Raw genomic sequence first — 13,437 nt, 5'->3', positions numbered from 1 at the left:
GATGAACGCCGCTGTTCCGTCCGCCCCGCTCGTCCCCACGACGACCCGTCCGCATCTCACCGAGGTGCACGGCCTGCGCGGCCTCGCGCTCCTGCTCGTGGTGCTGTTCCACCTCTTCGGCGGCGGCCGCGTGTCCGGGGGCGTCGACGTCTTCCTCGTGATCTCCGGGTTCCTCGTCACCGGCGCGCTCGTGCGCCGCGCCGAGTCGAGCTCCCTCCGGCTCGGGGCGGTGTACGCGCGGAACCTGGCGCGCCTGGCGCCGTCGGCCCTCGTGGTGCTGGGGGCCGTCGCCGTCGCCGCGTGGGCCCTGATGCCCAGCGCACGATGGCTCGACGTGTGGCGGCAGGTGGTCGCGTCCGCGCTCTACGTCGAGAACTGGGACCTGATCTCGAACTCGCTCGCCTACGGGGCGGCCGGGCCGTCGGCCAGCCCGCTCCAGCACTTCTGGTCGCTGTCCGTGCAGGGACAGTTCCTGCTGGGCTGGCCGCTCGTCGTGCTGGTCGTGGCGTGGCTGTGCCGGCGGGCCCGAGTCCCGGTCCGACGCCGGCTCGCGCTCGTCGTCGCCGTCGCGTCCGCCGCGTCGTTCGGCTACGCGCTGTACCTCACCGGGGTGCTGCAGCCGGTTGCCTACTTCCACACCGCCACCCGGTTCTGGGAGCTCGGCGTGGGCGCGCTGCTCGCGCTCGTCCCCCTCCGCGGCGCCGCCGTCCTGCGCACCGTGGGCGCGTGGGCCGGGCTCGGCCTCGTCGTCTCCTCGGGCTTCCTGCTCGACGGCGGGACGCTCTTCCCCGGCGTCTGGACGCTCTGGCCGGTGATCGGTGCGCTGCTGGTGCTCGCGGGCGCGGGCACCCCGGCGTCCTGGGGTCCGCGGCGTGTGCTCGACCTGGCGCCGCTCCGGTTCCTGGCCGGCATCTCCTACGAGCTGTACCTGTGGCACTGGCCGGTGCTCATCTTCTACCTGGCCGTCCGGGGCTTCCCGGCCGTCGGCTGGCGCGGCGCGACGATGGTGCTGGCCGTGTCCGTGCTCCTCGCCTGGGCCACGCGGCAGGTGGTCGCGCGCCCCGTTGGCCTCGCGGTGCCACGGACCCTGACACGGCCGCGGGCGGCGGTCGCGCTGCTGGCGGCCGGCGTCGCGACCGCGCTCGTCGTCGTGCCGACGGCGGCCGCGAGCATCGGCGTGCAGACGCGCGAGGCGGCGAAGCTGGAACAGCTCGAGCACCTCGGCGCCGAGTACGCGGGCGCCGACGCGCTGCGCGCACAGGAACCCAGGACCGCACCGGGCAGGCTCTCCGCCCCGGCCGGCGTCACCGTGGACGAGGCGCCCGACACGGCACCGGTGCGGCCCGATCCGGAGGTCGCGAAGCACGATCGGCCCGAGACCGACGTCGACAAGACCTGCATCCAGGAGCACGGCGACGGCCCGGGGTTCGACGAGGTACGGATGTGCACCCTCCACGACCCAGCCGACCCGACCCGGACCGTGCTCATCGCCGGCGGCTCCCACACGTACCAGTGGGCGCCGGCGATCACCCGGATGGGCCAGGACAACGGCTGGCGCGTGCTGCTGGCCGGGAAGGGGCAGTGCCGCATGCGGTACGAGCCGGTGCCCACCGACGACTGCGCGCTCTGGAGCGCGAACCTGATCGCCGACACTGTCGAGCTGGACCCGGACGCGGTGTTCGTGACCGGCACGCACACGTACGAGGACGACCGGCCCGAGGCGGTTCTCCCCGCCGAGGTGGCGGCCTGGCAGCAGCTCGACGCCGCGGGCGTGCCTGTGGTCACGATCCGCGACAACCCGCGGTTCGCCTGGAGCCCGCCGAACTGCGTGGAGGCGCACGGGCGCGACGGCGCCCGGTGCGTGGTGGACCGCTCCGACGTGTTCGTGAAGCGCAACCCGGTGAAGGCCTACCCGGGCATGCCCGAGAGCGCCGGGCACGTGGACCTGTCGGACCTGATCTGCGAGCCGAGGTCATGCCCGCCGGTGATCGGGAACGTGATGGTCTACCGGGACGGCTCGCACCTGTCGGCCACCTACGTGCGGACGCTCACGCCGGCGCTCGGCGAGGCCGTGCACAAGGTGGCGCCCTGGCTGTACTGACGGGGGCCGCGGGCCATCACGGCGCCGACCGGCGCGGCACGTGACGGGTGTGGGTGAACGTGCCCTTGCCGAAGGCCAGCACCTTGGCCGGTTCCACGGCGAACACGAGGGCGGTCCCGCCGACGTCGTTGCGGAACGCGCCGTCCCCGACGTCGTACTGCCACTGGCCGGCCCACTTGGTGCGCCAGGCCGCCGCGAGCCGCTCCAGCGTGGCCTGGTCCGTGACGCGTAGGGCTGGACCCTCGACCATGACGTCCAGGCCCTCGTCCCAGGTGTTGCAGCCCGTGGTCAGCACGACGTTCGGGTTGGCCGCGAGGTTGACGGCCTTCTGCTCCTCGGGGCCCGTCGTGAAGTGCAGTGCCCCGTCGAGCCAGACGGCGACCAGCGGCGTGACGTGCGGGCGGCCGTCGGCGCGCACGGTGGTCAGCCAGGTGAGCTGGGCGTTCTCCAACACCTCCTGGGTCGCCTGCCAGCTGGTCGGCTCCGCGCCGGCGTCGCTGAACCGGGCGTCGATGGTGGTCACTGGGTCTTTCATGTTTCTCCTCGGGGTGGGGTCGGAAAGAGCTCCGCGACGAGCCGGTCGATCCTGCCGACGACGGTCCAGTCCGGGCTGAAGCGGTTCCGCAGCACCGCGACGGCGACGCCGGAGTCGATGTCCGCCCAGGCCCCTGAGCCGTTCGCGCCGAGCATGCCGAAGGCCGATCCCGCGCGGGACGGCACTCCGCTCGGGCGCTGCGGGCTGAACCCGAAGGCCCACGACGCCTGCATGCCCATCACCTCGTCCGGCCCCTCGAACGCCGGCCGGGCCAGCTCCGCCAGCCGCGCCGGCGACACGAGGGGGACGCCCGTGTGCCCCAGCAGGCCCGCGAACACGCGCGCCGCTCCGCGGGCCGACACCGTGCCCTGGGAAGGTATGTCGCTCGTCAGCACGTCGCGCCGGTTGGCGAGGGCCGCGCTCGCCCGGATCCCGGGCGGGACCGCCCGGTCGGCGGGCGAGCCCGGCTCAGGAGCCGACGGCGGCCCGATGGCCGGCTCCTGCCGCGCCACGCGACCCAGCAACGCGGGGGCGACGCCGAAGTGCACGTCGTCCTCGACCCCGAGCGGCCCGGTGACGACTGCCCGGAGCCACCACGACAGCGAGCGCCCGGTCGCCCGACGCACGGTCTCGCCGAGCAGGAAGCCGAAGGTCTGGGCGTGGTACCCGAACCGGGTGCCCGGCTCCCACCAGGGTTCCGCGTCCGCGAGCGCACTGCACATCCGGTCCCAGTCGCACAGGTCCTCGGCTGTCGTCGTGTACGGCGGCGCGGGCACGCCGGCCGTGTGCATCAGGACGTGCCGCAGGGTCACGTCGCCCTTGCCGTGCGCGGCGAACTCCGGCCAGACGTCGGCGACCCGCAGGTCGTAGGTCAGCTCGCCGCGCTCCACCAGCACGTGCGCGACGGCGGAGGCGACGCCCTTGGCCGTCGACGCGGCGAAGAACAGGGTGTGCGGGGTGACCGGCAGCCCCTGTTCGGCGTCGGCCAGGCCGCTCACCGCGTCGACGACGAGCCCGCCCCTGTGGATGACCGCGACCTGGAGGCCGACCTCGCCGCCGTCGGCCACGAGCCGGTCGACCGCCGCCTGGACACGCGTCGGTGCAGAACCTGCGGCGTTGTCGCCCATACCAGGTCCGACCGGGCAGACGCCGGAAAGTCATCGGCGGCCGTCTCAGGGTGGCGTGCTCAAGGTATCGAGATCACCCGCGTGGGTAGGATGGTTAGATAGTAGGAATCTCTTACCGGAGGCTGGCATGACGATCCTGACCCTTCGCCCCAAGAACCAGGTGACCGTCCCCAAGGACATCGCCGAGGCTGCCGGTCTGCATGTCGGTGACGCCCTCGACTTCAGGGTTGTCGACGGTGCGGTGGTGATCTCGAAGGTCGAGCTTGGACGACCTGCGGAGGACGCACGCCCCACGGCCGAGGACTGGCTCGCTGCAGCCGACTACGTCGGCAAGCGTGACCGAGAGCTCCTGAACCGGCTCGCACAGTGATGCACCTCGTCCCGGCGCACATCGCGTTGCGGATGTTCGAGGTCGCGGAACAGATCAAGCCCGTGGTCCGCGACCTCGGACTGCTGGAGGCATCCCTGGCGCGAGCGAGCATGACCTCGTACGGCCAGGAGCTCTACCCCGGAATCCACCTCAAGATGGCGGCCACGCTCGACTCGGTGAACCGAAACCACCCGCTCGTCGACGGCAACAAGCGCCTCGCGTGGATCGTCGTCGCAGCAACGTATCGCGTGAACGGCTACCCGGATCTGGCCGGCACGGTGGAAGAGCACGAGGCACTCGTGCTCAAGGCTGCGTCCGACCACCCTGAGCTGGACTGGATCGCCGACCAGCTCGAGTCGATGTTCGAGCCCGACGCCTGATCGTGCCAGGCATGCGCCTCGCGATCCGTAGCGCAGGGGGTCCGCGATATGTCCAGTACAGAGCCTGCGAAATGTAGCGTAGATGTCCTGCGATCTGTAGCGTACAAGGGTGAGCACCTATCGCCGGCGCGTGATCGACGACCTCCTGGATGAGCTACAGCCCTCGCTACGAGCCATCTCGATCCATGGCCCCAAAGGCGTTGGAAAGACCGCGACCGCAGCGCAACGCGCCAAGACGATCGTCGATCTCGACCTGCCACGGACGCGCGAGATCATCGACACCGATCCGAGCATCCTCACTACCATGCCCGGACCGGTGCTGGTCGACGAGTGGCAACGCATGCCACAGGTGTGGGACTACGTGCGTCGCGCCGTCGATGCTGGAACCCCACGAGGACACTTCATCATCGCAGGCAGCTCCGCTCCTCGCGGTGCGGTCGTACATTCCGGGGCGGGCCGCATCGTCCCCATGCGACTACGCCCACTCAGTCTGGCGGAGCGAGAGATTGAGAAGGCAAGCGTCAGCCTGAAGACATTGCTCAACGAAGACAACGCAGCCGTTGCCGGCACCACCAGCCTTCGTCTGACCGACTACGTCGAGGAGATCACTGCGTCCGGGCTCCCGGCAATCCGAGACGAACCGCGGCGTATCCGTGAATCGCTGCTCGACGCCTATCTGGAGAACGTAGTGCAGCGGGAGTTCCCGGAACAGGGATACTCAGTGCGGCGGCCCCGCACCCTCCGCGCCTGGCTGACTGCCTACGCAGCCGCAACATCTAGCACGACGAGCTATACCAAGATCCTTGACGCAGCTACAGTCGGCGACTCAGACAAGCCCGCGCGCACCACGGTGCTGTCATACCGTGACGCGCTCGGATCGCTATGGCTGCTCGACGACATCCCGGCTTGGATTCCGGGTCACAATCATCTGGAGAGGCTGACGCAGACACCGAAGCATCAGTTGGCCGACCCAGCACTTGCGGCGCGCCTACTCAGCCTTGGGCCCGACAAGCTCCTTCGCGCGGACCAAGGATCGGTCACCATCCCTGACGGCACCATTCTTGGCGCGTTGTTCGAGCACCTCGTCGGCCTGAGCATCAAGGTCTATGCAGAGAACGCCGACGCACGGGTCTCGTACCTACGCACACGGGGTGGTGACCACGAAGTCGACCTCATAGTCCAACGACGTGACGGAAGGGTCATCGCCATCGAGGTAAAGCTCTCGGACCGTGCCGAGGACGCTGACGTCAAGCACCTTAAGTGGCTGAAGGAGAAGATCGGAGACAACCTGATCGACGCCGTGGTTGTGACTGCCGGCGAGTACGCCTACCGACGGAGAGACGGCATCGCAGTCATCCCGGCGGCGCTGCTCGGACCATAGCGATACTGGCCCCGAAGCCGGCGGTCGCGCGCGGGGCGTACATGCCAGGCGCCGCCGATCTCGAACACGGCTGCGGCGACGAAGAGGATGATCGAGCGGGTCACGTTCATCGGGCGACGCTCTCACAGCCCTCGCCGGCCCGGCCTACACCGGTGTATCGCCAGGAAGCCGCACGTCCGCGACGCGGGCGCCCGCCGGCAGGTCGATGTCCCAGAACTGGATGGTCTGCAGCACCCAGAAGAGCACGAAGATCAGCATCATCACGGTCTCGACCACGAACAGCGTCTGCGGGAACAAGTCCGGGAAGTACCGGTCGAGCACGACCGTTGTGGCCAGACCCACGACGAGCACCGTGGCCATCACCACCGCGATCCACCGGTACCAGACCCGGTACGCCGCCGCCGACATGCCGCGCAGCCGTTCGAGCGCCTGGGCCGTGACCGCATGGTCCGTGCCGTTGATCCAGGCGACGGCGACGAGGCAGGCGAACAGCAGGATGGCCGCGGTGTAGTGCGCTGCCGTAAGGAAGCTCCCGGGCCACACCAGGAGCCAGACCCCGGTCGCCGCCCACGTCAGCCAGTTGATCCACAGGTCCCAGCCCTCGCGGCTGCCCAGGTCGCGACGCCGGGGCCAGGTCGACAGCAGCATGACCAGGCCGCCGACCACGAGCAGCGACCCCATGTTGTTGCCGACCCGCTCGGGCACGTCCAGGCAGTAGGGCTCACCGGGGCACATCTCGGCGTCGAGCGGCGTCGGAACGAGCGCCACGGCGAACGCAAACATGCCCGCGAAGTTGAGCAGCACCTCCTCGGCGCCGTGCCGGCCCTTGATCGCGATGAGGCACGTCCCGATGCCCACCAGCGTGCCCACGAAGATGCTCTGCACCGGCGAGTAGAAGTAGGAGCTGATCGTCGCGTACCACCACTCCTCGCCCGATTCCAGCCGCCCGTGGTCGGCGACGATCTGCATCGTCAGCGACACGAACAGCACCAGCACCACCGCGACGATCGCCACCCGCAGATAGCGATAGGTCAGTCTTGCCGGGTCCCCCTGCTTGATCGCCATGCACATACCCTGGCGCAAGTACCCCAGATCGGACAATGTTGCCCCGCCATACCGTCATCACGATGGCAACCGAGGGTCACCTCGCGGAGGTGAACCGCTCCTCGACGTCGGCCAGCAGGGGCCGCGCGTTGCGCAGCACCAGCGCGAGCCACACCACCGCGAGCAGGCCGAACACCGCCTCCGTGGTCAGGGCCACGATCCCGGCCGCGAGCACCAGGAGCGAGAGCGTGCCGAGCGTGACGAGCGGCCGCGCGCCGAGGAAGTGCGCGGCGAGCCGCGCCGCGTCCCTGGTCCGGAACCCGAAGAACGACACGATCACCAGCGCGTTCACCATCCACAGGGCCAGGCCGATCCCCACCACCACCAGCGCGCCGGCATACCAGCCGGGCACGCCGCCCGCGCCGACGTTCGCCAGCCCCAGCACGATCACGACGCCCACGGCGAGCCCGGGCACCCACACCTTCAGGGCGTCCGCCCAGTTCAGCCGGTATCCGCGCCAGAACGACGACGCCGGCGTGAGCCCCTCGGCCTTCGTCCGGTCGCGGAGCGCGAACAACCCCGCCGACACCGCGGGCCCCACCGGCAGCAGGCACAGCGCGAAGAGCGGGGCATTGCCCGGCGTCCGCTCCAGGAAGAGCGACGCCACGGCCCCGGGCAGGACCGCGACCACGAGCAGCACCTCGACCATCAGGTACCAGTAGACGACGGCGGTCGCGCGGCCGAGGACGCCCTCCCCGAACTCGCGCCGCTCGCCCTCGCCCGACTCACCGGACCTACCCGGCCCACCCGGCCCACCGGTCACACCCGACCCGCCGGCGCTCATGCCGGGTCTCTCGGTGCGTCCTCGCGCAGCAGGACGACGTCGGCCGGGTCGAGCCGGAGCGTCTCCCCCTGCCGCACGGTCCGGCCGGTCAGCAGGTCGACGCCGGACGCGTGCGCGACGACGTCGACCGGCTCGGTCGCGTGCGACAGCACGAACGCGAACCGCACGCCGTCCTTGGACCGCACCGCGAGCTCGACGTCGCGCGCGTCGGCGTACGGGCCCACGAGCCCGTGCCGGTCGAGTACGCGCCGCACCACCCACTCCACCCCGGCGTCGTCCAGGCCGGTCGCGACGTACCAGGCCTCGCCGCTGTCCGGGCCGTCGGGCCGGTTGCGGGTCACGGCGGGCGTGCCCGCGTAGAACTCTGCGCCGTAGGTGCCGACCACCTCGGCGCCGTCCGGCACCAGGATCTCCATGACCAGCCCAGCGTCGGAGACCAGCCCGGTGCCCGGACCGGCGTCGACCGGACCCGCACCGCCCGGGGCGACCACCTCGCCGCCCTCACCCCACGAAGCCCCTGCTCCGCCGCGGGACTTCGCGGGGACCCCGAGGCCGGCCTCGCCGTCGGGCAGCCGGAGCGTCACAGGGTTGGTGACCCCAGGCTCGGCCGAGTCCGTCTCCTCGATCCGCAGGCCCAGCACCGGGCCGAGCGGCCCGGGCACGTCCATGAGGAAGGCGTTGTCGTCCTCGTCAACGCGCCCGGACCAGAACGTCGTCAGCAGCGACCCGCCCCGTCGCACCACTGCCTCCAGACGCGCCGCGATATCGCCCTTGAGCAGGTGCAGCATCGGCGCGACGACGACGTCGTACCGCGACAGGTCCGCCGTCACCGGCACGACGTCGACCTGCGCGCCCGCCGCCCACAGCGCCCGGTAGTACGCGAGCACGATTGCCGGGTACTTCACGTGCCGGTTGAAGCCGTCCGTCATCTCGGCGGCCCACCAGGAGTCCCAGTCGAACAGCAGCGCGACCCGGGCCGGGGTCCGTGCGCCGAGCACGGCGTCGCCCAGCGCGGCGAGCTCCCCGCCCAGGCCCGCGATCTCGCGGAACGACCGCGTGTCCGTCCGCCCCGCATGGTCCAGGACCGCACCGTGATACTTCTCGCACGCCCCCTTCGACTGTCGCAGCTGGAAGTAGAGGACGGCGTCCGCGCCGTGCGCGACGGCCTGCCACGACCACAGCCGCAGCACGCCGGGCCGCTTCACCGGGTTCACGTCCCGGGAGGCGGTGATGGTCGGCGTCTGCTCCATCACCCAGAACGGCGCACCGTCCTTGAGGCCGCGCATCAGGTCGTGGGCCAGCGCCATGCGGGTGTGCTCGCGCGGGCCGGGCGGGTAGTTGTCCCAGGACGCGAAGTCGAGGTGCTCGGCCCACCGGTGATAGTCGAGCGGCTTGAACAGGCCCATGAAGTTGGTCGTCACGGGGAGCGTCGTGTCGTGCTCGCGGATGCGCGCCTTCTCGTCGCGGAAGTTGCGCAGCATCGCATCGGACTGGAAGCGACGGTAGTCCAGCGTGATGCCCTGGAACGCCGTGTGGTCCGGTCCGCGCCAGTGCTCGCTCAGCATGTTCGGCGGGACGATCTGCTCCCAGTCGGAGAACAGGTGCGACCAGAACGTCGCGTTCCACGCGTCGTTCAGGCGCTCGAGGGTGCCATACCGCTCGCGCAGCCACACCCGGAACCCGGCGGCGCAGTGCTCGCACCAGCAGCCGCCGTCGAACCCGCCGTACTCGTTGCCGACGTGCCAGGCAACCAGGCCGGGCGTGCCGGCGTACCGCTCGGCGATCCGGCCGGCCAGCTCGGCGGACAGCCGCCGGTACACGGGCGAGCTGGGGCACGCGTTGTGCCGCTGCCCGTACGTGTGCACCCGCCCCTGGAAGTCGGTCCGGTTCACCTCGGGATGCTGGTGCGCGAGCCACGGCGGCAGCGCGCCCGTCGCGGTGGCCAGCACGATGCGCGCGCCGCCCTCGACGGCGCGCGCCACCATCTCGTCGAGCCGCGAGAAGTCGTAGGTGTCCTCGTCCGTCTGCAGGTAGGACCACGCGAAGACCCCGAGCGTCACCGTGTCGATCGTGGCTTTGCCGAAGGCGGCGTAGTCCTCCTCCCAGACGGCGCGCGGCCACTGCTCGGGGTTGTAGTCGCCGCCGTACAGGATCTTGGTGTCGATCACGCCTGTTCCTTCCGCTGAGTGCGGGACATCTGCCGGGTCGGGACGTACTGAGCTCATGGATACCCCGCACCCGGCAGTGTGTCCGCGCGGCCCAGGATCCGGGCGTCGTCCAGCCACGGCGGGGTCTCGTCACGCACCGGATCCAGGGTCACCAGCGTGACGCCGTGCCGCCCGATCGGCAGGTCGAGGTCCACCCGGCCGCCGTCCGCCGTCGGGACGACGGGGAGCGAGTACGCCCGCCGGGCGGGCTCGCTCGCCTCGTGCAGCGCGTCCAGCTGTCTGCCCGACGGCGACGCGGGCCGCCCCATCTCGCGCCAGGCCGCCCACGCGTTGCCGGCGGACTCGTCGACGTCGTGCCGCATGACGAAGACCCGCGATCCGCTGGCCGAGCTGGTCGAGCCGGTCGAGCCGGCCGAATCCTGGTCGGAAGCCTCGACCGGCGGGTCCTGAACCTGTCGAAGGGCGGCCACCGGAGCGACCGGGACGCTCAGCCGCACCTCGTGCCGGTCGGGCTCTGCCGGGTCGTCCGTGCCGCCCACCGGCTGCCAGGCGAGCACCGTGACCTGCCCCGTCGCGGGGTGGCGCGTGACCAGGTGGTCGACGCCGCGGGCAAGCACCTCCGGCCCCATCCGTGCCATGAAGGCGTACAGGTGGAACGTCGGCTTGCGCACCTGCCGGTAGCCGAGCATGCCGAACCCGCCGTGGAAGAACGACGCCGGCACGCCCTCCTCCTCGAAGACGTCGCTGAACGTCCAGTAGGCGAAGGAGGCGGCGTGCTCGCCGCCCTCCGCGAGCACCGGCGCGAGGTAGGCGGCGTTGTACGCCGTGTCGTGCACGGGGTTGTCGGGCCGGTAGCTCGTGTTGAACTCCGTGATGTGCAGCGGCCGGTCCGCGAGCGCCGTCCCGGCGAGGATCTTGCGGGGCCTGGCGAACTGGTCGAGCAGGTCCTGGGGCCGCCGGAGGGTCTGGTAGACGCCGAACGGCACGTGCTGCGCCGGGCCCGAGGCGTAGGCGTGCACGGACAGGAAGTCGGCAGGCAGGTCGCGCGTGGTGACGAACTCCGCGAAGGGCTCCCACCAGTCGTCCGCCCCGGGGGAGATGGCGGGGCCGCCCACCTGGAGCTCGGCGTCGACGTCCTTCACCGCCAGGACCGACGCCTCGTAGAGGCGGAAGTACGCCCCCTGGTCCCCGTCCTTCCAGAAGTGGGTGAGGTTGGGCTCGTTCCACACCTCGACGGGCCAGGTCCGCACCTCGTCGAGGCCGTACCGGTCGATGAGGTGCCGGAGCAGGGCCCGCACCAGGCTCGCCCATTCGGCGTGGTCGCGCGGCGGGGTGACGTTGCCCAGCCACCAGAACACCGTCTGGTCACCGGAGGCGAGGCCGCGGGGCATGAACCCGAGCTCGAGGAACGGCTTGATCCCCAGGTTCAGGTAGGCGTCCACCACCTGGTCCACGTAGGTGAACACGTAGGCGGTACCCCGGTGGCCCGCGGCGTCGTACGGGCGGTGGACGGCGACGTCGTCGTGCAGCAGGCCGTGGCCCCGGATGTGCCGGAAGCCGATCTCGCGCTGCACCAGGGCGAGGGAGTCCTGGTAGTCCTGCCGCAGCGCGAGGTTGAACCGCCCGGTCCCGACGCAGGCCCGCCAGGCATCCCCCAGCACCCCGCTGCCCTGAACAGAAACGATGACGCGCTCCACGAAGCTCCTCTGCTTCGTCGAGTGCGGGATCTTCGCCCTCCGGACCGGGTCCGGAGGGCGAAGATCCCGCACTCAACGGGTGGTTACTCGGTCGTGACGCCCGCGGCGTCGTTCACCGTCTGGACGTAGGTGGACATGCCGGCGCTCTCCAGCTCGGCGACGTAGGCGTCCCACTCGTCGAGCGACCGGTCGCCCAGGAGGAACTGCGAGGTCCCGGTCATGACGAGGTCCTGCAGGTTGGTCTGCAGCAGCGAGGCCTCCTCGCGCTGCATCTCGTCCATGGCGATGCCCGGGCCGTTCTCCGCGACGTCCTTCTGGTTCATCTCGTCGAGGAACTCCTGCACCTCGGGCGTGAGCGTCGACTTGACCAGGTCCGTGGTGGAGCCGTGGGCCAGCGTCCAGACGCCGTTGTAGTAGCCGTAGTCGGTGTTCAGGAACTTCGAGGCGCCCGGGTTGAGGCCGCCCCAGTCGACGTCGTCGGCCAGCGTGCGGGTGCCGTCGGACTCCTTGGTGTACGTCTCGCCGTCGACGCCCCACTTGGCGAACTCCAGGCCCTCGTCCGAGTAGTAGAGCCAGTCGATGAACTGCAGCATGGCGACGAAGTCGTCCCGCTCGGCGGCGCTCGACGAGAGCGCGATACCGGACTCGAACTGGCCGCCGGTGGTGGCGTCCATGATGTTGCCCGCCGGACCGGCCGGGACCACGAGGTGCTTCACCTTGGCGTCCTTGTTGCCGGCCTCCTCGAAGCCCGTGCGGTAGACGACGGCCTCCTGGTCGTTCGACCCGATGGCGGCCGCCTTGCCGGTGGTGAACTTCGCCTTGGCCGCGTCGTCGTCCTGGGTGAGCCCCTCGGGGTCGAGCAGGCCGCGGTCCACGAGGTCGGCGAAGTACGTGACGAGCTCCTTGTAGCCCTCGGACGCGCCGGTGTACTCGTACTCGGAGCCGTTCCAGGTCACGCCGTCGCCGTAGCCCCAGCCCGCCTCGGTGCCGAAGTTGCCCGCCGCCGCCTGGAGGGTGGCCTCCATCGGCCCGTTGATGGACCAGCGCTCCGTGTACGGGTAGTCGAGCTCGGGGTGCTCCTCCTTGATGACCTCGAGCTGGTCGGCGAACTCGTCCCAGGTCTTGGGGTCCTCGAGGCCGGCGTCCTCCCACCAGTCCTCGCGGATGGCTATCGAGTACGAGGGCTTCGGGCTCTCGAGCAGGCCGGGCAGCACGTAGAACTTGCCGTCCGCCTGACGCAGGCGGTCCAGGTTGTCCTGCAGCCCCCACTTCTCGACCTTGTCCTGGAAGTTCGGCAGGTAGTCGAGGTAGTCGGAGACCGCAAGGAGCGCGCCACCGGACGTGAGCGTCTCGACGTCGGCCGCGTAGGTCGACGGGATGAGGTCGGCCGCGTCGCCCGAGCTGATCAGGAGCGACCGCTTCTGCTCGAAGTCGGCCAGCGGCACCGACTGGATGTCGAAGGTGACGTTGTGCTCCTCCTTGAGCCGCTCGATGATCGACCAGTCGTCCTTGAGCGGGTAGTTCGGGTGGTCGCGGTACATGAGCCCGAACTCGAGCGGCTCGGTCGCCTTGAAGGTGGTGCCGACGCCGTAGTCCTCCATGGCGCCGGTCGTCTGCGCGGAGACGTCGACGGCGTCGCCGTCTCCGTCGTCGCCGCCGGACGAGCACGCGGTGAGCGTGAGTCCGAGGGCGGCCACGGCGGTCGCCGCAATGGCCTTTCTACGGGTGATCCTCATGTTTTCCTCCGGGGTATGAACGTCGTCGTTCGACGGCGGATGGTTCGACGGCGG

The 13,437-nt window shown here is 70.6% G+C and carries 11 protein-coding genes; 4 read left to right on the top strand and 7 right to left on the bottom strand.

Translation table 11 applies throughout. The features are described from left to right. Position 1 precedes the first annotated feature (1 nt). Positions 2–2,101: an acyltransferase family protein gene (locus C8K30_RS24290; protein WP_108495460.1), complete on the top strand. Its 2,100-nt coding sequence runs from the start codon at positions 2–4 to the stop codon at positions 2,099–2,101. Positions 2,102–2,117: 16 nt separating this feature from the next. On the opposite strand, the gene C8K30_RS24285 is transcribed toward C8K30_RS24290, so the two are convergent. Next, on the bottom strand, positions 2,118–2,636 hold the full coding sequence (locus C8K30_RS24285; protein ID WP_108495459.1) for a pyridoxamine 5'-phosphate oxidase family protein: 519 nt from the start codon (positions 2,634–2,636) through the stop codon (positions 2,118–2,120). Continuing rightward, complete coding sequence (locus C8K30_RS24280; protein ID WP_108495458.1) at positions 2,633–3,763, bottom strand: serine hydrolase domain-containing protein; 1,131 nt, start codon at positions 3,761–3,763, stop codon at positions 2,633–2,635. Before C8K30_RS24280 ends, C8K30_RS24285 begins: the two co-directional genes overlap by 4 nt. A gap of 127 nt (positions 3,764–3,890) precedes the next feature. On the opposite strand from C8K30_RS24280, the gene C8K30_RS30790 reads away from it, so the two are divergent. The 3 genes from C8K30_RS30790 (at position 3,891) to C8K30_RS24265 (ending at position 5,894) form a co-directional block, all read left to right on the top strand. Further along, positions 3,891–4,133: an AbrB/MazE/SpoVT family DNA-binding domain-containing protein gene (locus C8K30_RS30790; RefSeq protein WP_158281113.1), complete on the top strand. Its 243-nt coding sequence runs from the start codon at positions 3,891–3,893 to the stop codon at positions 4,131–4,133. Then, on the top strand, positions 4,133–4,513 hold the full coding sequence (locus C8K30_RS24270) for a type II toxin-antitoxin system death-on-curing family toxin (protein WP_108495457.1): 381 nt from the start codon (positions 4,133–4,135) through the stop codon (positions 4,511–4,513). Before C8K30_RS30790 ends, C8K30_RS24270 begins: the two co-directional genes overlap by 1 nt. Before the next feature lie 109 nt (positions 4,514–4,622). Next, positions 4,623–5,894, top strand: coding sequence for an ATP-binding protein (locus C8K30_RS24265; protein WP_108495456.1), 1,272 nt, complete (start codon positions 4,623–4,625; stop codon positions 5,892–5,894). A gap of 144 nt (positions 5,895–6,038) precedes the next feature. Here the strand turns inward: C8K30_RS24265 and C8K30_RS24260 are convergent, their stop codons facing one another. From C8K30_RS24260 to C8K30_RS24240, 5 genes are all read right to left on the bottom strand, one after another. Continuing rightward, positions 6,039–6,959 carry a hypothetical protein gene (locus C8K30_RS24260; RefSeq protein ID WP_108495455.1) on the bottom strand — a complete coding sequence of 307 codons (921 nt, stop codon included), beginning with the start codon at positions 6,957–6,959 and terminating at the stop codon, positions 6,039–6,041. A gap of 76 nt (positions 6,960–7,035) precedes the next feature. After that, positions 7,036–7,782: a DUF624 domain-containing protein gene (locus C8K30_RS24255; protein ID WP_108495454.1), complete on the bottom strand. Its 747-nt coding sequence runs from the start codon at positions 7,780–7,782 to the stop codon at positions 7,036–7,038. Further along, positions 7,779–9,950, bottom strand: a complete 2,172-nt coding sequence (locus C8K30_RS24250) for a beta-galactosidase (protein ID WP_233257409.1) — start codon at positions 9,948–9,950, stop codon at positions 7,779–7,781. Before C8K30_RS24250 ends, C8K30_RS24255 begins: the two co-directional genes overlap by 4 nt. 53 nt (positions 9,951–10,003) lie before the next feature. Then, complete coding sequence (locus tag C8K30_RS24245; protein ID WP_233257408.1) at positions 10,004–11,647, bottom strand: xylan 1,4-beta-xylosidase; 1,644 nt, start codon at positions 11,645–11,647, stop codon at positions 10,004–10,006. Between the two features lie 83 nt (positions 11,648–11,730). Further along, the gene (locus C8K30_RS24240) at positions 11,731–13,383 is read right to left on the bottom strand and encodes an extracellular solute-binding protein (RefSeq protein ID WP_233257407.1); all 1,653 of its coding nucleotides are present in this window, start codon (positions 13,381–13,383) and stop codon (positions 11,731–11,733) included. Between the last annotated feature and the right edge of the window lie 54 nt (positions 13,384–13,437).

Origin of the sequence: Promicromonospora sp. AC04, from assembly GCF_003058225.1 — a bacterium.
GTDB lineage: Bacteria > Actinomycetota > Actinomycetes > Actinomycetales > Cellulomonadaceae > Promicromonospora.
The sequence above is the reverse complement of the archived record's forward strand: the minus strand, read 5'-3'. Positions and strand labels throughout refer to the sequence as shown.